General features: G+C 60.6%; 13 protein-coding genes and 1 riboswitch. Of the genes, 7 read left to right on the plus strand and 6 right to left on the minus strand.

The features are described from left to right. The first annotated feature begins 50 nt into the window (after window positions 1-50). Window positions 51-152, plus strand: a riboswitch (S-adenosyl-L-homocysteine riboswitch). Between the two features lie 23 nt (window positions 153-175). The 4 genes from ahcY (at window position 176) to rhlE2 (ending at window position 5,710) form a co-directional block, all read left to right on the plus strand. Beyond that, on the plus strand, window positions 176-1,585 hold the full coding sequence (gene ahcY, locus ORL50_RS00930) for an adenosylhomocysteinase (protein WP_266009285.1): 1,410 nt from the start codon (window positions 176-178) through the stop codon (window positions 1,583-1,585). Window positions 1,586-1,763: 178 nt separating this feature from the next. After that, a complete protein-coding gene (gene metF, locus ORL50_RS00935; RefSeq protein ID WP_266009287.1) occupies window positions 1,764-2,609 on the plus strand; it encodes a methylenetetrahydrofolate reductase [NAD(P)H] in 846 nt (281 codons plus the stop codon). Window positions 2,610-2,796: 187 nt separating this feature from the next. Continuing rightward, window positions 2,797-3,612: a substrate-binding periplasmic protein gene (locus tag ORL50_RS00940; RefSeq protein ID WP_266009289.1), complete on the plus strand. Its 816-nt coding sequence runs from the start codon at window positions 2,797-2,799 to the stop codon at window positions 3,610-3,612. A gap of 223 nt (window positions 3,613-3,835) precedes the next feature. Then, on the plus strand, window positions 3,836-5,710 hold the full coding sequence (rhlE2, locus tag ORL50_RS00945) for an RNA helicase RhlE2 (RefSeq protein WP_266009291.1): 1,875 nt from the start codon (window positions 3,836-3,838) through the stop codon (window positions 5,708-5,710). Window positions 5,711-5,858: 148 nt separating this feature from the next. Here rhlE2 and ORL50_RS00950 read toward each other — a convergent pair whose 3' ends face one another. The 3 genes from ORL50_RS00950 to ORL50_RS00960 form a co-directional block, all read right to left on the minus strand. Continuing rightward, a complete protein-coding gene (locus tag ORL50_RS00950) occupies window positions 5,859-6,443 on the minus strand; it encodes a YceI family protein (protein ID WP_266009293.1) in 585 nt (194 codons plus the stop codon). Window positions 6,444-6,475: 32 nt separating this feature from the next. Then, entirely contained in the window at window positions 6,476-7,027 is a 552-nt protein-coding gene (locus tag ORL50_RS00955; protein WP_266009295.1) for a cytochrome b, read from the minus strand. A 591-nt stretch (window positions 7,028-7,618) separates the two neighbouring features. Then, on the minus strand, window positions 7,619-9,370 hold the full coding sequence (locus tag ORL50_RS00960; RefSeq protein ID WP_266009297.1) for a flavin monoamine oxidase family protein: 1,752 nt from the start codon (window positions 9,368-9,370) through the stop codon (window positions 7,619-7,621). A gap of 221 nt (window positions 9,371-9,591) precedes the next feature. On the opposite strand from ORL50_RS00960, the gene ORL50_RS00965 reads away from it, so the two are divergent. Together ORL50_RS00965 and ORL50_RS00970 are read left to right on the plus strand one after the other, a co-directional pair. Further along, a complete protein-coding gene (locus ORL50_RS00965) occupies window positions 9,592-10,998 on the plus strand; it encodes an adenosylmethionine--8-amino-7-oxononanoate transaminase (protein ID WP_266009299.1) in 1,407 nt (468 codons plus the stop codon). 114 nt (window positions 10,999-11,112) lie between these two features. Continuing rightward, window positions 11,113-11,832 (plus strand): 16S rRNA (uracil(1498)-N(3))-methyltransferase, encoded by a 720-nt coding sequence (locus ORL50_RS00970; RefSeq protein ID WP_266009302.1) that lies wholly within the window; start codon window positions 11,113-11,115, stop codon window positions 11,830-11,832. A gap of 85 nt (window positions 11,833-11,917) precedes the next feature. Here ORL50_RS00970 and trhA read toward each other — a convergent pair whose 3' ends face one another. Then, complete coding sequence (trhA, locus tag ORL50_RS00975) at window positions 11,918-12,535, minus strand: PAQR family membrane homeostasis protein TrhA (protein ID WP_266009304.1); 618 nt, start codon at window positions 12,533-12,535, stop codon at window positions 11,918-11,920. A 282-nt stretch (window positions 12,536-12,817) separates the two neighbouring features. On the opposite strand from trhA, the gene ORL50_RS00980 reads away from it, so the two are divergent. Further along, a complete protein-coding gene (locus ORL50_RS00980) occupies window positions 12,818-13,237 on the plus strand; it encodes a DUF6124 family protein (protein WP_266009306.1) in 420 nt (139 codons plus the stop codon). Here ORL50_RS00980 and ORL50_RS00985 read toward each other — a convergent pair. Continuing rightward, window positions 13,171-13,626: a chemotaxis protein CheW gene (locus ORL50_RS00985; protein WP_266009307.1), complete on the minus strand. Its 456-nt coding sequence runs from the start codon at window positions 13,624-13,626 to the stop codon at window positions 13,171-13,173. The two genes, ORL50_RS00980 and ORL50_RS00985, sit on opposite strands and share 67 nt — an antisense overlap. Continuing rightward, window positions 13,619-19,522 carry an Hpt domain-containing protein gene (locus tag ORL50_RS00990; protein WP_266009309.1) on the minus strand — a complete coding sequence of 1,968 codons (5,904 nt, stop codon included), beginning with the start codon at window positions 19,520-19,522 and terminating at the stop codon, window positions 13,619-13,621. The genes ORL50_RS00985 and ORL50_RS00990 overlap by 8 nt, the downstream gene beginning before the upstream one ends. Window positions 19,523-19,541: the final 19 nt, after the last annotated feature.

Here is a 19,541-nt window from a genome sequence, read left to right on the forward strand (position 1 = left end):
CGCCACCGTTTCAAAACGGTAAAGATCCATTGCTACCGTTTTCCCGCCACCTGTCCGAGGGGCGCTGCAGCAGGTTCAACCTGTCAGGCTCGGATGGGGCGTTGCCTGGTCCCAGCGACCCGACACTAAACGCACAACGGCGCCCATTCGCATACATTACGAATGGAGGCTCTTCATGAGCGCTGTTATCACGCCTGCAGATTTTACCGATTACAAAGTCGCCGACATGTCCCTGGCTGCCTGGGGCCGTCGCGAAACCATCATCGCCGAATCGGAAATGCCGGCCCTGATGGGTCTGCGCCGCAAGTACTCCGCCGAGCAACCGCTCAAGGGCGCGAAGATTCTCGGCTGCATCCACATGACCATCCAGACTGCCGTGCTGATCGAAACCCTGGTTGCCCTGGGTGCCGAAGTGCGCTGGTCGTCCTGCAACATCTTCTCGACTCAGGATCAGGCCGCTGCCGCCATCGCCGCAGCTGGCATCGCGGTATACGCCTGGAAAGGCGAGACCGAAGAAGAGTACGAGTGGTGCCTTGAGCAAACCATCCTGAAAGATGGCGCGCCTTGGGATGCCAACATGATTCTCGACGACGGCGGCGACCTGACCGAGCTGCTGCACAAGAAATACCCGGCGATCCTGGACCGCGTCCACGGCGTCACCGAAGAAACCACCACTGGCGTTCACCGCCTGCTGGACATGCTGGCCAAGGGCGAGCTGAAAATCCCGGCCATCAACGTCAATGACTCGGTGACCAAGAGCAAGAACGACAACAAGTACGGCTGCCGTCACAGCCTGAACGATGCGATCAAGCGCGGTACCGACCACCTGCTGTCCGGCAAGCAAGCGCTGGTCATCGGTTACGGTGACGTGGGCAAGGGTTCGGCCCAGTCCCTGCGTCAGGAAGGCATGATCGTTAAAGTCTCCGAAGTCGACCCGATCTGCGCCATGCAAGCCTGCATGGACGGTTTCGAACTGGTTTCGCCGTTCATCGACGGTATCAACAACGGCACCGAAGAAAGCATCGACAAAGCGCTGCTGGGCAAGATCGACCTGATCGTGACCACCACCGGCAACGTTAACGTCTGCGACTCGAACATGCTCAAGGCTCTGAAGAAGCGCGCTGTTGTCTGCAACATCGGCCACTTCGACAATGAAATCGACACTGCTTTCATGCGCAAGAACTGGGCATGGGAAGAAGTGAAGCCGCAGGTGCACAAGATCCACCGCACCGGTCCTGGTGCATTCGATGCCCAGAACGATGACTACCTGATTCTGCTGGCCGAAGGCCGTCTGGTGAACCTGGGTAATGCCACCGGCCACCCTAGCCGCATCATGGACGGTTCGTTCGCCAACCAGGTTCTGGCCCAGATCTTCCTGTTCGGCCAGAAATACGCCGACCTGTCGCCAGCCCAGAAAGCCGAGCGCCTGACCGTCGAAGTATTGCCGAAGAAACTCGACGAAGAAGTGGCCCTGGAAATGGTTCGCGGTTTCGGTGGTGTCGTGACTCAACTGACCAAGCAGCAGGCTGACTACATCGGCGTGACTGTTGAAGGTCCGTTCAAGCCGCACGCTTACCGTTACTGATCGGCCCTGTTCCGCTCCCCAAGGGGAGCGGATTAATGCAGGCCTGTGGGAGCAAAGCTTGCTCGCGATAGCGTCGCCGTGGTCTCACTGAAGACTGCAGCGTCTCAATCGCGAGCAAGCTTTGCTCCCACAGGGTGCACGGTACCTTCAAGGCTTAAGTGTTTCCAAGGATATGACCATGTCCCAAGACCGTCGCTACAGCTTCGAGTTCTTCCCTACGAAGACCGACGCTGGGCATGAAAAGCTGCTCGCCACTGCCCGCCAGCTGGCTACATACAACCCTGATTTCTTCTCCTGCACCTACGGCGCGGGCGGTTCGACTCGTGATCGCACGATCAACACCGTGTTGCAACTTGAAAGCGAAGTCAAAGTCCCTGCTGCTCCGCACTTGTCCTGCGTGGGCGACAGCAAAGACGATCTGCGCGGCCTGTTGACCCAATACAAAGCTGCCGGTATTACTCGCATCGTCGCCCTGCGCGGCGACCTGCCTTCGGGCATGGGCATGGCCAGCGGTGAACTGCGCCACGCCAATGACCTGGTTGAATTCATCCGTGAAGAAACCGGCGATCATTTCCACATCGAAGTTGCCGCCTACCCGGAAATGCATCCGCAAGCACGCAATTTCGAAGACGATCTGCACAACTTCGTGCGCAAGGCCAACGCTGGCGCCGACAGTGCAATCACCCAGTACTTCTTCAACGCTGACAGCTACTTCTACTTCGTCGAGCGTGTACGGGCGATGGGCGTGAATATCCCGATCGTGCCGGGCATCATGCCGATCACCAACTACAGCAAACTCGCACGTTTCTCCGATGCCTGCGGTGCGGAAATTCCGCGCTGGATCCGCAAGCAATTGGAAGCCTACGGCGACGACACTGGCAGCATCCAGGGCTTCGGCGAGCAAGTCATCACCGAGATGTGCGAACGCCTGCTGCAAGGTGGTGCGCCCGGGTTGCACTTCTACACGTTGAACCAGGCTGAACCAAGTCTGGCGGTGTGGAACAATCTGAAGTTGCCGCGTTAAACCAAAGCAAGGCCAAAAGATCGCAGCCTTCGGCAGCTCCTACACCGGGTTTGTTTAATCCCCGTAGGAGCCGCCGAAGGCTGCGATCTTTTGCTTTTAACGGCTTTTTTTGTGCGGCAATCCACGGAGATAGAGCTTCTCCATGCAGTTTCTGGCTCTTTACGGTTTCTCGTCGTAATCTCAAGCCATGCCTTTGATCACGCAGCTCCTGACCGTGCTTCTTTTCACTTGCCTGAGCTTCGCCGCTCGGGGCGAGAAATTGCGCATTGTCACCGAGCCGTGGGCACCTTACGTGTACGAGGAAAACGGCAAAGCCCTGGGCTTGGACTACGAAACCACCGCCATCGTCTTCAAACGCCTGGGGATTGAAGTGGAATGGCAGTTCCTGCCCTGGAAGCGTTGCCTGTCGATGCTGGAAACAGGTCAGGCAGATGGCGCGCTGGACATTTTTCACAGCGCCGAGCGCGAAGCCAGCCTGCTCTATCCCAGCGAACCCCTGTCGCAAGTACAGTTCGTAATGTTCTACGCCAATGCCCGCCCCCACCCGTTCCAGTCTCTCGAAACCCTGCGCGGCCTGACCATCGGCACTTCGCCGGGCTACCTGTACAGCACCGACTTCAGCGAATCGACGCTATTCACCCGGGAACCCGCACCGAGCCATGAGGCGAACTTCGGCAAACTGCTGCGCGGACGCATCGACCTGCTGATCACAGACCGTCGAGTTGGCCAGCACCTCCTTGATGAGTTGGGCATTCGCGACCAGGTCAGCGAAAATCCTCTTATCATCAGCGAACAAAGCCAGTTCCTGGCCGTGCGCCGCAATGCCGGCATGGACTTGCTGGTACAGCGGTTCGGGGCCGAGCTCAAGCGTTTCAAGCGCGAGCCCGCCTATGCTGAGCTCAGCGCCCGTTACGGCGCTGGCCCAGCCGTAGAAGTGCCCGTAACCAGCGCGACCGCACTGCGCGGGAAAACCGTTGAGCAGCAGGAAAGCGGCGCGCAGTGATTGCTCTGTTATACTCCGGCCTTCCCGCCAGGCTCACGCCCGGACGCTCGGACTTGTTCAAGGCATCTCGAACCCGCTACAGCGCAGCTTTTCAGCCCGCGCGAGCGCTCCAGACGAGCTTTTCAGACCCAGCAGGACCGGACGGGATTGCGTTCTTCTTAAACGCCATTCGCGCCAGGCAAGACTCCCATTGGGCCAAGCCCTAACTAGAACAGGATTACTCATGTCCTTTGCTTCCCTCGGTCTCTCCGAGGCTTTAGTCCGCGCCATCGAGGCGGCGGGCTATACCGAGCCTACTCCGGTGCAACAGCGGGCAATTCCCGCCGTGTTGCAAGGTCGCGACCTCATGGTTGCGGCACAGACAGGTACTGGTAAAACCGGCGGCTTCGCCCTTCCGATCCTGGAGCGGTTGTTTCCCAACGGTCACCCGGACAAATCCCAGCGTCACGGCCCGCGCCAACCGCGCGTACTGGTCCTGACCCCTACTCGCGAACTCGCGGCTCAAGTTCACGAAAGCTTCAAGGTCTATGCCCGTGACCTGAAGTTCGTCAGCGCCTGCATCTTCGGCGGCGTCGGCATGAACCCGCAGGTTCAGGCCATGTCCCGCGGAGTTGACGTGCTGGTGGCCTGCCCTGGCCGCCTGCTCGACCTCGCTGGCCAAGGCAGCGTCGATTTGTCCCACGTGGAAATCCTCGTGCTGGACGAAGCCGATCGCATGCTCGACATGGGTTTTGTGCATGACGTGAAGAAAGTCCTGGCACGCCTGCCGAGCAAGCGCCAGAACCTGCTGTTTTCGGCGACGTTCTCCAAGGACATCACCGATCTCGCCGGCAAGCTGCTGCACAACCCGGAACGCATCGAAGTCACTCCGCCGAACACCACGGTCGAGCGCATCGAACAGCGCGTATTCCGTCTGCCGGCCAACCACAAGCGTTCGCTGCTGGCGCACTTGATCACCGCTGGCGCCTGGGAACAGGTCCTGGTGTTCACCCGCACCAAGCACGGCGCCAACCGCCTGGCCGAGTACCTGGACAAGCACGGCCTCAGCGCCGTCGCGATCCACGGCAACAAGAGCCAGAACGCCCGCACCAAAGCCCTGGCCGACTTCAAGGCCGGTGAAGTGCGCATTCTGGTTGCCACCGACATCGCCGCTCGCGGCCTCGACATCGATCAGCTGCCCCACGTGGTCAACTTCGAACTGCCGAACGTCGATGAAGACTACGTGCACCGTATCGGTCGTACTGGCCGTGCCGGTCGCTCGGGCGAGGCGATTTCGCTGGTCGCTCCAGACGAAGAAAAGCTGCTGAAAAGCATCGAGCGCATGACCAAGCAGAAAATCGCCGACGGCGACCTGATGGGCTTCGACTCCAGCGCTGTTGAAGCCGAAAAACCTGAAGTCCGCGAGCGTCCGGATGTGCGTAACCCGCGCAACCCACGTGGCCCGCGCGGTGACGGTCCGAACGGCGGCGGCGGTGGCGGCGGTCGTAAAGACAAAGGCAAGGACAAGGGCGGCAAGGAAAAACCTGCAGCCACTGGCCGCGGCGATCGTCCGGCACGCGAACAAAAGCCGCGTGAAGGTACGCCTGCTCGTGAGCAGCAGCGCCCGGCACCACGTGCTTCCGCTGATCGCGCCCCGGACGAGTTCCTGGACGACGATATCGACAACTTCGGTAACCGTGTCGACTACGTGCCCCAAGCCAAACCGGCCCAGGGCCGTGGCCGCCGTCCAGGTGCTCCGGCGCAGGGTGCGACTGCCGGCGCAGGTGCTCCACGCAGCGGCGGCAAGCCTCAGGGTCGTCAGAGCGGTCCGCGCAGCAGCGACGGCGCCACCACTGGCACTCCGCCTGCCAAGCGCAGTGGCCCACGCAGCGGTGCTCCACGTGACGGCCAGGCCCGTCGTGAGGAAGGTCGCAATCGCCGCCCGGCGCGCGACGATCAGCCGCGTTCGGAACCTGCAGTGCAGAACCCGCGCGGCCCGGCACCGAAGATCATTCACAAGGAGTCGAAAACCGATCGTTTCCCGACACCTGAACAGCTTGATCAATTGCCAGGCCGTCCTCGTGGTGAAAAACCAGCGTTGCTGACTCGTAATCGTTGAGTCAACGCAGCCATAAAAAATGCCCCGGATCGTGAGATTCGGGGCATTTTTGTTTGTGCTGCGAACTGCTTCTGTAGGAGTTGGCGAAGCCTGCGATCTTTACAAGATCAAAAGATCGCAGCCTGCGGCAGCTCCTACGGTCTCAGCATTACTTCGCTTTCACACCTTCAAACGAGATGTACAGCTCAACTGCGTCAGACGATGGGCCCAGGTCTTTCTGCTTGCCGAAATCGGAACGCTTGATGCTGGTGGTGCCTTCGAAGCCGGCACGGTAGCCGCCCCATGGATCCTTGCCTTCGCCCAGGAAGGTAGCCTTGACCACGACTGGCTTGGTCACGCCCAGGATAGTCAGGTCGCCGGTCACGTCAGCAGTGTCTTTGCCAGCGGCGTTTTTGCCGGTGGATTTGACGCTGGTGGAAACGAAAGTGGCCTTGCTGCCGTTAAGAAAGTCTTTGCTGGCAATGTGCTTGTCACGTTCAGCGTGGTTGGTGAATACGCTGGCGGTGTTCACATTGAACTCGATCTTGCTGTCTTCAGGCTTGGCAGCGTCGAAGCTGAACTTGCCGTCGATGTCCTTGAAGGTACCGGTGATGAAGCTATAGCCCAGGTGGCTGATCTTGAAATCGACGAAGGCGTGCTGGCCTTCCTTGTCCACTACGTAGTCAGCTGCCATCACGTTGGCGGACAGCAGGGCGGAACCGATTGCCAGAGCGGCGAGAGTCTTTTTCAACATGCTTTCTATTCCTTTGGAGTCGAGGTTGAACTTCAGGCTTTGCGGCCCAGCATTCGCGTCAGGGTCGCATCACGATCGATAAAGTGGTGCTTCAATGCTGCCAACGCATGAAGGCCGGAAAAAATTACCAGCGCCCATGCCAGGTACAGATGAATCACACCGGCGGTATCTGCCTGGTCCGGTAGCCCGGAGACCAATGCAGGCACTTCAAACAAGCCAAACACCGGAATCCCGACACCGTCTGCGGTGGAAATCAGGTAACCGGCAATCATCACAGCAAACAAACCAAGGTACAGGAACGAGTGGCCGAACTTGGCGCCAAGGCGCGTCATGCGGCTGTAGCTTTCCAGGGTAGGCGGAGGCGGGCTGATGAAGCGCCACAACACCCGCAGCAACATGACTGCGAACAACACCAGGCCAATGCTCTTGTGCAAGTCCGGCGCGTCTTTGCGCCAGGTGCTGTAGTAGTCCAGGTCGATCATCCACAAGCCCAGCGCAAACAATCCGAAGACCGCCAGTGCCACACCCCAGTGCAGGAAGACGCTGATCCAACCGTAGCGCGAAGAAGAGTTACGTAGCTGCATTGCCCAAATCCTGTGAGAACTGCGACCAAGACTATCGACTTATCTATCGAATTAAAGCCGAAAATTTCGCTTTGAAATATCGAGAAATACGATCATCAGTGTGAAATAGGTGGGTTAAGGAAAGATTAAAGGCCAAAGTGTGGCGGGATGTTAGTAGCAGACCAGAAATTATGTGGTGATTGTGAGGACGCCTTCGCGAGCAAGCCCGCTCCCACACGGTAGGCGCTTCAATGAATTGTGCTGGCCTGGTCGGTGACCTCTCCGTCAATTATGGAGAACAGCAGGCGGCTGTAGGCATTGATGGTTGTACGGATCTATTTGGCATTTGTGGGCGAGCTCAGTGCCCTGAACTGCGCTCACCCTTCGCCCATCAACACAGCCAGATAGGGCTATCAATGTAATTATTGCTGCCAGCGTTTTCATTCATGCTCTCCAGTTTTTGAAGAACATAGGATTTAAGGCCAGGTGCTATCAATCATATCGGTCTGATATTCGTGTGGGATGCATCTGATAAAGCCGGATGCTCCAGACTGGGTAGACGGCCAAAAAAAAGCGCGGCCCTTAAGCCGCGCTTTTGTTTACCACCAGGCTTTACTGAGCCTTGGTCTCAGTGGTCGCCGCAGGTTTGGCCGCCGGCTTTTTGGCTGGTTCAGCCTTTTTGGCCGGAGCTTTAGCCGGGGCTTTTTTTGCCTCGGTTTTGGCTGCCGGCTTTTTCACCGGAGCCTTTTTCGCAGGCTCGGCCTTCACCGGTGCCGCAGGCTTCGGCGTTTCTACCGGCGCTGGTGCTGGCGTCGGGACTGGAGCCGGGGTTGGCGCAGCCGGAGCAACGGGTGCTGGCGCCTTCACTGGCTCAGGTTTCTTCTCGTCATCGCCACCACCAAACAAGTTGGTGAAGAAGTTGCCCTTCTTCGCCGCCACTGCACCTGCCGCTGCAGCCGCCGCCACCGGCACGACTTTCGCCGGTTCAAACGACTTGCCCGCCGCCAGATCTTCAACCTGACTGGCCGCACGCTGACCGGTGCGCAACGCGCCTTCCAGGGTGCCTGGATACAGGGTGTCGGTATGTTCGCCAGCGAAGGCTACTCGCTGCAGAGGGCGTTCCCACAGGCGCCAGTATTTGCTGATCTGGCCAGGACCAAAGGCCAGGTAGGCGCCGCCCATGGAGGGGTCGGTGCTGTAGCGACGGATTTCATAACCGGTGAACGAGCCGCGCGCCTGTGGATAAAAAGCATGCAGGCGGATCAGCACCTGATCGGCCATCTGCTTGTCGCCAAATGCCTGCATCACGCGGGCGTTGTCGCCGGACAGGTTGATGACCACGTTGGCGCCACCCTTCAGCGCCGGCTCGACCCACAACATGCCAAGGCCAGTGTTGCTGTAGATCTCGCCGGACATGCGCGCCTTGCTTTCCCACACAGGCGTCTTGAACTTCAGCATGATCTGGTCGCGCCAGCCGTAGTTGGTGCCCTTGATCGCGCCCAGGTGCTGGGCATCCAGCGCTGGCGTCAGGGAAATCTTGTTCAGTGCGCGCAACGGCACGGCGACCACGACGTAATCGGCCTGGTAGTTGACGCTGCCAACCTTGACGGTTACGCCGTCCTTGTCCTGGACGATGGCCGACACCGGGGAGCTGGTCTTGATGGTCTTCAGTTGCTTGACGAAAGCCTGTGCCAGCACCGGGCTGCCACCCAGCAGGCGGGATGCGCGCAGGTCACGATCGGAGACACCGAGGTAAACGCGGCTCTGCTGGGCGAAGTACAGCAGGGACAGCCGCGAAGGCTCGTCGTAGCGGGTGCGGATCTGCTGGTTGATCAGCTGACGGGCCGTGGCCGGCAGCGTCAGGCGGTCGAGCCAGTTGGACACGTTGATCTGATCGAGGGCGTGCAACGTGTTGTTCGCCGCAGGGTTCTGCGGGTCTTCAATCGAGCGCGCCAGATCGTCCACGGTTTTCTCGTAGCGTTTGAGCGCTTCGGCAGTGGTCGGATCCTTGATCGCCAGGTCGGCAGCGCTGTAGTACACGCCATCGATCAGGTAGCTTGGCGTGCGCACGAATTCCGGTGCCGGAGTGGTACCCAGCTTGAACGTCGAGACGTACTTGTTCAGCACCGGCTGGGTCTTGTCGTTGCCGATCCACTCACTGGTGGCCATGCCGGAACGACCGCCCAGGCTCGGCTTGGCTTCCAGCAGGGTGACCTGCCAGCCTTTGTTCTGCAGCTCGTAAGCCGCCGTCAGGCCGGACAGCCCGCCGCCGATCACGATCGCTGTTTTATCCTTGGCCAGCGCAGACACGCTGAACAGGCCCAATATCACCAGCGCACAGGCGCGCAGCCAACCAGCAGACATTCAGCGAACTCCGGAAATACACGAGGAAGAACAGTTTTGCGAGTCAGACGACTCAAGGAACGGCGAAGAATACGTCAGCCATCAAATGGCCGCCAGCGACGTCTATCGCCCCATTGAATGTAGCTCAATTGCCGCAATGGGTTGTTACACGGCGAACCATTGCATAGGCTTGCGCGATTGTATGTCCGCGTTTGTCACGGACTGCCTCGAGGAGACTGAATATGGGCCTGAATAATCAGTGGATGCAACGCGATCTCGCTGTGCTATGGCATCCCTGTACCCAGATGAAAGACCACGAACAGCTGCCGCTGATCCCGATCAAGCGCGGTGAAGGCGTGTGGCTTGAAGACTTCGAAGGCAAACGTTACCTCGACGCTGTCAGCTCCTGGTGGGTCAACGTGTTCGGCCACGCCAACCCGCGCATCAACCAGCGCATCAAGGATCAGGTCGACCAGCTGGAGCACGTGATCCTCGCCGGCTTCAGCCATCAGCCGGTGATCGAGTTATCCGAGCGCCTCGTGCAGATGACACCGGAAGGCCTGACTCGGTGCTTCTACGCCGATAACGGTTCGTCGTGCATCGAAGTTGCGTTGAAAATGAGCTTTCACTACTGGCTCAACCGCGGCCAGCCAAACAAGAAGCGCTTCGTCACGCTGACCAACAGCTACCACGGCGAAACCATGGCGGCGATGTCGGTCGGCGATGTGCCGCTGTTTACGGAAACCTACAAGGCGCTGCTGCTAGACACCATCAAGGTGCCGAGCCCGGACTGCTACCTGCGTCCTGAAGGCATGAGCTGGGAAGAGCATTCGCGCAACATGTTCGCCGCCATGGAGCAGACCTTGGCGGACAATCACGACACGGTCGCGGCGGTCATTGTCGAGCCCCTGATCCAGGGCGCGGGCGGCATGCGCATGTATCATCCGGTCTACCTCAAGTTGTTGCGGGAGGCTTGTGATCGATATGGCGTGCACCTGATCCACGACGAAATTGCCGTCGGCTTCGGCCGTACTGGGACGATGTTCGCCTGCGAACAGGCTGGCATCCGCCCGGACTTTCTGTGCCTGTCCAAGGCGCTGACTGGCGGCTATCTGCCTCTGGCGGCCTGCGTCACCACCGAGGATGTCTACAGCGCCTTTTACGACGACTACCCGACCCTGCGCGCCTTCCTGCACTCCCACAGCTACACCGGCAACCCGCTGGCCTGTGCCGCGGCGCTGGCAACCCTGGATATCTTCGAAGAAGACCACGTCATCGAGAACAACAAGGCTCTGGCGCAACGCATGGCCAGCTCCAGCGCGCACCTGGCCGATCACCCGAACGTCTCGGAGGTACGCCAGACTGGCATGGTGCTGGCGATCGAGATGGTCAAGGACAAAGCCACCAAGCAAGCCTATCCATGGCAGGAGCGTCGTGGGCTCAAGGTGTTCCAGCACGCGCTTGAACGCGGCGCCCTGCTGCGCCCTCTGGGTAGCGTGGTGTATTTCCTGCCGCCGTACGTGATCACTCCCGATCAGATAGACTTTCTGGCTGAAGTGGCCAGCGAAGGGATCGACATCGCGACGCGCGACAGCGTCAGTGTTTCGGTGCCGGAAAACTTCCACCCGGGATTCCGCGATCCGGGCTGATTGGTTTGACTTGAGCTTGCCGCTGCATGGTCCTCCGCCTTCGCGAGCAAGCCCGCTCCCACAGGTGGAGGTCGCCACAGATCCAGATGATCAACATTTATCCAGAGACCACGAATGAGACTGTCCCGCTTCTTTATCGACGCCCCCTTGAGCACCGGTGAACACGAATTGCCCGAGGCCCAGGCGCACTACATCAGCCGCGTGCTGCGCATGGCCGAAGGTGATGCGTTGCAGCTGTTCGACGGCTCGGGACAGGAGTTCAGTGCACGGCTGGTGGAGGTCGGCAAAAAGCGCGTGGTGGTGCAGATCGACGAGAGCTTCGCCGGCCAGGTCGAATCACCGCTGCAGATCCACCTCGGCCAGGGTTTGTCCCGTGGCGAGCGGATGGACTGGGCGATCCAGAAAGCTACGGAATTGGGCGTGAGCGAAATCACTCCGATCTTCACCGACCGCTGTGAAGTGCGCCTCAAGGATGAACGCGCGGACAAACGCCTGATGCACTGGCGCCAGGTGGCTATCAGCGCGTGTGAGCAGTGCGGGCGGTCGCGGGTGCCGCTCATTCATCCTCCACAGTTGCTGGCAGACTGGCTCAAGCAGACCGAAGCTGATTTGAAGCTGGTGCTGCATCCAGTGGCCGAGCCGCTGCTGAGTCATGCCAAGCCCGCAACACTGGCGTTTCTGATCGGGCCGGAAGGTGGGCTGTCGGATGCCGAGGTCGATCAGGCCAAGGGCGCGGGCTTTCATGCGGCACGGCTTGGCCCGCGGGTGCTGCGTACCGAGACGGCGCCGGTTGTGGCGTTGGCGGTGGCCCAGCAGCTTTGGGGAGATTTCTAAAAAGATCGCAGCCTGCGGCAGCTCCTACAGTAGATCGCATTCCCCTGTAGGAGCTGCCGCAGGCTGCGATCTTTTGATTTTCTATTCACAGCACATAAAACAAAATCGCCACAAAGTGCAGCAAACTCCCCGCGATCACAAACAGATGCCAGATCCCATGCGCATGCCGCAGTCGGTGATCCAGCGCAAAAAAGATGATCCCCACGGTGTACAACACCCCGCCCGACGCCAGCCAGGCAAAACCTGCCGAGCCCAGCGCGGCCAGTAACGGCTTTACCGCCACCAGCACGATCCAGCCCATCACCGCGTAAATCACGATCGACAGCACCCGCGCTTCCGAACGTGGCTTGATCTCCTGCAAGATGCCGATCAACGCCAGCCCCCAGACGATACCGAACAAAGTCCAGCCCCATGGTCCGCGTAGCGTGACGAGGCAAAATGGCGTGTAGCTTCCGGCGATTAACAGATAGATCGAAAAGTGATCAACCTTCTGCATGATCACTTTCTTGCGCCCGCGCACGCTGTGGTAAACGGTCGAAGCGCTGTAAAGAACCAGCAAGGTGAAACCATAGATCGCCACACTGACGATCTTCCACGGACTGCCGTCCATGCTGGCAACCACCAGCATCCACACCACGCCGACAAAGGCAGCCACCGCTCCGACCAAATGCGTCCAGGCGTTGAGTTTTTCCCCGTGATACATGTATTGCCTACCTCAAAAATCCCTTACGACAGTGCGCAAGGCTCAGGCTTGAAGGCTGAAAGCGCAATGTTTCAGACCGCATCAGCCGCACTAAAAATCCACAGATGAGCATTCCTACATATCGTTGTAGGAGAATTCGACGCCATCCTAGGAGTGTTCCCACATAGCTTTCAGGTTGCCCCTCAGCCCCCGCCACCCTAACGTTACAGTTCGATGACAACTCATCGATCAGGCTGCAAAACCTGAACCTACGCGGCACCGGACGCAGCAATGGAGATCGACATGTCCACAGCCATTTTTCAGCACCCCGACACCCAATCAGTCACGCCTTATGCCTCAATGGGCTCGAAAAAGCTCCATGAAGCAGCGGACCGCGCACTCAACCATTACCTGAATCCCCCGATCGAGGAAAAATCCCTGAGCCCCGCCGCGTTGTTTGTGGTCGCCCCTGACGTGGATTGTTCAAAACTGTTGGCCATGGCTCGCGACAGCCTCGCCTCCGCCAGTTTGCTGGTGAGCGATTTTGCCGGTTATCTGGAAGGCTCCCAGCGGCATACAGCCCTGGCGATTCAGCAAATCATCATGCTGGCGGAACTGGCGGTGAACCGGGTGGCAGATAGCGCGGATGGGGCCGGTCAGACCAGCCCCGCTTCCACCAGCAACCCTTCCAATGCGAGCAAGTCAGGCACCTTCGCCACCTGATCGCCCACTTGCACGGCTGCCTGCTCAAGTGCGCACAAGGGCACATCGACATAGCTCAGCTGACTATCAAGCCTGCACGACCGCGGAATGCCCTGGACCAGCAGTGCGATGAACTTCAGCTCGGGGCGCCCACCCAGCGCATTGAGGATGACGATTCGCACCCGCTCGCCCATGACGATTTTCTCCCCGCACGCGGATTCGAAACTGAGCAATGGAATTTGCCGGTCCCGCCACCCTACCCGCCCCAGGTACCAGGGCGGTGTATCCAGGTCGAACGTGCCCGGCTGGTAGTCGATCAGTTCGGCGACCGCCACGTTGGGCAGGATCAGGTGGCGATCAGCCAAGGGCAGCAGCAGCCCGATGAGGTTGCTGGTGCGGTGCTCAAGCATGGGGGTTGCTCCAGAATGCGATGCTTTCGAGCAGCACCGATTCCTGATAAGGCTTGCCGAGGTAATCGTTGACGCCAATGGCCATGGCGCGGTCGCGGTGTTTCTGCCCGGTGCGCGAGGTGATCATGATGATCGGCAGGTGCTGGGTGCGCTCATCCGCACGCACTTGCGTGGCCACTTCGAAGCCATCCATGCGCGGCATTTCGATGTCCAGCAGCATCAGGTCGGGCAGGTGCTCTTCCAGCAGCAACATGGCGTCCACTCCATCCTTGGCGGTCAGCACGTTCATGCCGTGGCGCTCCAGCAAACGACTGGTGACCTTGCGCACCGTCACTGAGTCATCGACCACCAGTACCAGCAAGGGTTTATGCGGCTCGGGCTCGGCGTCCAGCATCAGGGCCTGGCGCGGCAAGCGCGTCTGCATGGCGCGGATCGGCGCCAGCAGGTCAAGAATCAACACCACCCGGCCGTCACCGAGGATCGTCGCCCCGGACAACCCCTGGACGGCGGCGAACTGCGGACCGAGGCTCTTGACCACGATTTCGCGAGTGCCGGCCATGGCGTCGACCTGCACGGCGATGTGGCGTTCGTTGCACTGGATCAGCAACACCGGCAGCGGCAGGTTTTGCCCCAGCAGTTTTGGGCGGCTGCTGGTTTTCAGCAGCTCGCCCAGGTAACACAACTCATAGTGCTGCCCGGCGTATTTGTAAGCCGGCGGATCCAGGCGATAGTGGCCTTCGAGCTCATTGGGCAAGACGCGCACAATGCCGTCGATGGTGTTAAGTGGAATCGCATACTGATCGTCACCGCACTGCACCATCAGCGCGCGGTTTACCGAAACGGTGAATGGCAGGCGGATGCGAAAATGCACGCCCTGCCCCGGCACCGAGTCGATGCTCATGGTCCCGCCCAGCTGCCGCACCTCTTCGTGGACCACGTCCATACCCACGCCACGCCCGGAAATCTGGGTGATTTTTTCCGCCGTGGAGAATCCTGGTTGCAGGATGAATTGCAGCACGTCGCGGTCGCTGATATCGCTGTCAGGCGCCAGTAATCCGCGTTTGATTGCCTTGCGGCGCACCGCGTCGAGTGGCACGCCCGCCCCGTCATCGCGGATATCAAAAATGATGTCGCTACCCTCGCGCGACAGATCCAGGGTAATCGTGCCCTGGGCCGGCTTGCCCGCAGCGATGCGCACTGCGGAGGATTCCAGGCCGTGATCCACGGCGTTGCGCAACATGTGCTCCAACGGCGCGGCCATGCGCTCGAGAACGTTGCGGTCCATCTCGCCTTCGGCGTTGCCGACGATGAACTGCACGTCCTTGCCCAACTCACTGGAGACCTGGCGGACGATGCGCTTGAGGCGCGGCAACATCCGTTCGAACGGCACCATGCGGGTGCGCATCAAGCCTTCCTGCAGTTCGGTGTTGATGCGCCCTTGCTGTTGCAGCAGGTTCTCGGCGTCCTGATTGCGCCGGTCGAGGGTTTCCTTGAGGTCCAGCAGGTCAGAGGCCGACTCGAACAGCGCACGCGAAAGTTGCTGCAGCTGCGAGTGCCGATCCATTTCCAGCGGATCGAACTCCTCGTACCCAAGCCGTTCGGCATCCACCTGCTGGCGGCTGAGAATCCGCCCCTGGGTTTCCGTATCGAGTCGACGCAGTTGGTCGCGCATGCGCTCGATGGTGGTTTCCATTTCGCTCAGGGCGACCCGCGCATCGCTCACTTGTTGCTCAATCCGCCCGCGGAAAATTGAGGTTTCGCCGGCCAGGTTGACCAGATCATCCAGCAGCTCGGCCGAGACCTTGACCATGTCGGCGCCGGCGTCAGGCTGCGGTGCAGGTAGTTCCGGCTTGGGTACCGCAGGTGCAGTGACAGGATCTGCGGGTTGCACCGGGTGACTGAAATTGCGGATCGACTCGATCAACTGCTCGGCAGACGGCATCGGTTGAGCGGCGCGGGCCGCGTCGAGCATTTGCGCGAGCCGGTCATGACTGCTCTGCAACAGCCCGAACAAGGCTGCGGTGGGCTGCAGCACGCCCGCCGACAAGCCTTCATAGAGAAACTCCAGCTCATGGGCCAGATCACCGATCGGCGCGATTTCCACCATCCGCGCGCCACCCTTGAGGGTGTGCAGGTCACGCAGCAGGTTTTCCACTTCCTGGCGATTTCCCGGTTCGGCCTGCCAGCGCACCAGCGCCGCGCCTGAGTTTTCGATGATGTCGAAACCTTCCTCGAGGAAAATCTCCAGCAGCTCCGGATCATGCCCGGGGGAATCGTTGGCCGGCAGCGGTTCAGCGACATCGGCACTATTGTGGCTGTTCTGGCGAAACTCGCGGATGGCGTCGATCAGCTCAGCCGGATCGTCCAGGGGATGCGGGCCCTGCAGCTGTTCGAGCATTTGCGCGAGGCGGTCATGGCTGCGTTGCAGCAGCTGCGCCAAGTCGTCATTGTGCTGATAACGGCGGTCCACCAGGCCTTCGTAAAGGCCTTCCAGTTCATGAGCCAGGTCACCCACCGGCTCGACCTCGGCCATCCGCGCCCCACCCTTGAGCGTATGCAGGTCACGCTGCAGGGACAGCAACGGCGCGGCGTTATCCGGATCGCTCAGCCAGCGTTGCAGGGCCTGCCCCGAGCTTTCCAGAATATCCACGGCTTCTTCAAGGAAGATCGATACGATCGCATCGTCCGGATCAATCTGCGGTTCTGCCTGCGCCAGTTCGGCGGTGGCACTGCCCAGCTCGCGAATGCTCAGGGCGCGGCTACCGTCGCTGCGAATCAGGCCGGTCGCCGACGGATCCAGGCTTTCATCCAGCAATTCACGCAAGGCGCGTACACGCTGGGGTTGCGGGCTGACTTCCTGGCCAGCCGCCAACTCGTCGAGCATGTTGATCAAGGCTTCATGAGCACTTTGCGCTTCGAGGAAAAACTCCGGGCTGACCGCCAGGCTGCTCTCCTCGACCGCCCCGTACAGATCGAGCAAGGCCTCACACAGCTCATCCACCGGGTGCAGGTCTGCCAGGTGCGCGCCTTCGCCCAGGGTAGTCAATTCGTCCAGCAGCGCACTCAGCTCCTGGCGTTCGCCGGGGTGTTGCTGCCAGCGTTGCAGCAGGCTCTCGGCGTCCAGCAGGATGTCCATGCCCTGGGCCAGAAAGTTGTTGATCAACTGCGGATCGCGCTTGATGCGTGGCCGGCTGTGGGGGGCGTTCATCAGGTTTTGCAGGCGCGAGGCCAGCAGTGCAATGGTGCGCTCGATTAACTGCTGGGCGCCGGGTATCTCGGCCAGCGGATCCGTGGTGAGCTGGCGCAGGCCGAGCCGGAACAACCCTTCAGCTTCCAGCAACAGTTCGACTTCATCCAGATCCAGCGCCAGCAGGTGCGCCTTGTATTCGCGGGCCAGTTGATCCAGCGGCGCGGCCAGCTCGGCGATCGGCACTACACCCGCCATCGAGGCGCTGCCCTTGAGCGTATGCAACGCGCGTTGCAACTCGTCACTGGCCTGCAATGGCACATGCTCGGCGGCCTGATCGAGGAAGCGATCGACGCTGCCCAGATGGGTTTCGGCTTCGTTGCGGAAGATTTCCAGCAGCAATGGATCGAGCGCCGCCACATCCTCGACGTCTTCATCTGCCAAGGGTGGCTCGCCCTTGGCCAAGGCGTGGGCTCGGGCGGCCACCTGATCGACATCGTCGCGCTGGCGTTGGGCATTGTGGGCAAATTCGGCGATCAGCTCCGGCAATAGCTGCAGTACATCAGCCAGCAGTTGCTGCACGTCAGGGCCCGGCTTCACGCTGTGTTCGAGCACTCGATTGAGCAGGTTTTCCACTGCCCACGCCAGCTCGCCCAGGATCAGCGCCCGAACCATCCGACCGCTGCCTTTCAAGGTGTGGAAAGCCCGGCGCAGCTCACTCAAAGCCGAGGTGTTCTGTGGGTCGGCAGTCCAGCGCGGCAGGTATTCACGGAGGACTTCCAGGACCTCGTCGGTTTCTTCGAGGAACACTTCACGCAGCTCATCGTCCACCGGCTCTTCGCCCACTGGCGGCGGTAGCAGGCTGCCGGGGGTATGCAGCGCCGGTGGGTTCACCGCCGAAACCGGGTTGGCGAGGACGTCCGCGAGGGTCTGCACCAGGTCCGGAGCACCGTACGCCTGCAACTCCTGCATCAATTGCGCTTCAGTCGGCAGCGGCGCGTTTTCAGGTGCCGCTACATGCCTGGCGCGGGGGAAAAAACCCAGGGCGGCCAGGCTTTTCTCGGCGACGTCGAGCACCTGCTCCCCAGCTGACTCGGGGTCATCGCTGAGGCGCTCCAGGTAATACTCAATGCTGGTCACCACATCGGCCAGGCTGTCGAGCTCCTGCCAACCCGGCTGGCCAGGATCGAGCAGCAGGTGCTCGCGAATGAATTGGTTGCAGGCCTCGACCAGGCTCGCGGCACGGCTCAACGGGATCATCGCCAGCGCGCCGCGGATCTGCGTCAGCAAGGCCGGCAGGGGCTGCAGTTGCTGCCGGTCCCAGTCGGCGTCGATGTAGTCGACGATCATGTCCTTGGCCTGTTGCAGGCAGATGCGCGCTTCGCGAATGACGATCTGGTGGATCTGCGTCAGGTCGGTGGTCGGCAGGCGACTGTCTTCCTGGCTCTCCGGCTCCAGGTTGCCGACCATGCCGGCCAGGTTCGCTTCGACGTAGAGCAAGGCGCCAGCGACGTCCATGAGGATGGCGTCGGTCGGTTCGCGCTGGCCCTGGGCCAGGCTCAGGACCACCGCCAGCTGATCGATGATGACCTTGCGCGGCTGGCCAAAGCCCAGCACCGCCAGGGTGTCGGCGATTTGCCTTAGCGGTGACAGCAGGCTGTCGAGATCGGCAATGTGTTGGCGGTCGCTGCGCACGAACAAGTCAAGGCGCTCCTTGACCCGCACCAGCTCTTCGCACAGCGCCACCAATACCGAGCGCATCGCATCGCGGTCGGGACCGGCCAGGCGCGCGCGTTCTTCATCAACCATTGCGCTGTCAGGCAACGCGTCCTCGAGGGAGTAGCGATCTTTCATGGTCAGCATGCGCCCTGTGGGGTGTTCGGCCTTGGCAATGTAGAACAGCAAACTCTTGAGCAGCTCTGGTGGTGCCGGTTGATTGATACCGCGCATGCCCTCTTCGAGCAGGCGCTTGAGTTCCTTGTCTGCTTCCTTGAACAGGCTGCGCAGCGCCGGGCTGTTGGCGATTGCGCCGCCGCGCATGCCCTCCACCAGCGCCGAGGCGACCTGCCACAACGGGCTTAGCGGTGCATGGCCGCAAATGCTTTCGAGACGGGCAAACACCTTGGTTAGCAACCCCAGGTGAGTGTCGTCGTCCTGTTCGCGTAGCAACCCTACCAACGCCATCTGCAACGTCTGCCGCAACTTTCGCAACACATTGGCAAGGTCAGCCGGTTCCAGCAACGCCAGCGCCGCGTCATCCAAGGCTGGCAGATCCGGCAGTTGCGGGCTGAACAGGCTGGTTTCCGACAACAGGCTCTCGCCCCGGGCGCTGCGCAAATCGTTGATCAGGGGCAGCACCACCAACGGCAGATCACGGCGCGCACCTTGCACCCGCTCCAGATAGACCGGCAGTTGCGCCAATGCCTGCAACAGCAGGTGGATCGCTTCATCGCGATGGCTCACCCGATTGTGCTGCAACGCCTGGGTCAGTTGCTCCATTTCTTCGGCCAGCAGTGCCGCGCCGTAGAATTCGACCATCTGCAAACTGCCGTGCACCTGGTGAATGCACGCCAGGCATTGCGCCAGCGCCAGGGGCGTCTGCTCTTCGTCGATGGCCATGCTCTCCAGATGGAGCGCCGCCTGCCTCAGCGTTTCGGCAATCTCGCCCTTGACCCATTCGAGGGCCACATAGTCGTGCCGATCACCCATAACCACTCCACTCGAAAAA

The organism is Pseudomonas sp. RIT-562 (assembly GCF_026241895.1).
Lineage (GTDB): Bacteria > Pseudomonadota > Gammaproteobacteria > Pseudomonadales > Pseudomonadaceae > Aquipseudomonas > Aquipseudomonas mandelii_F.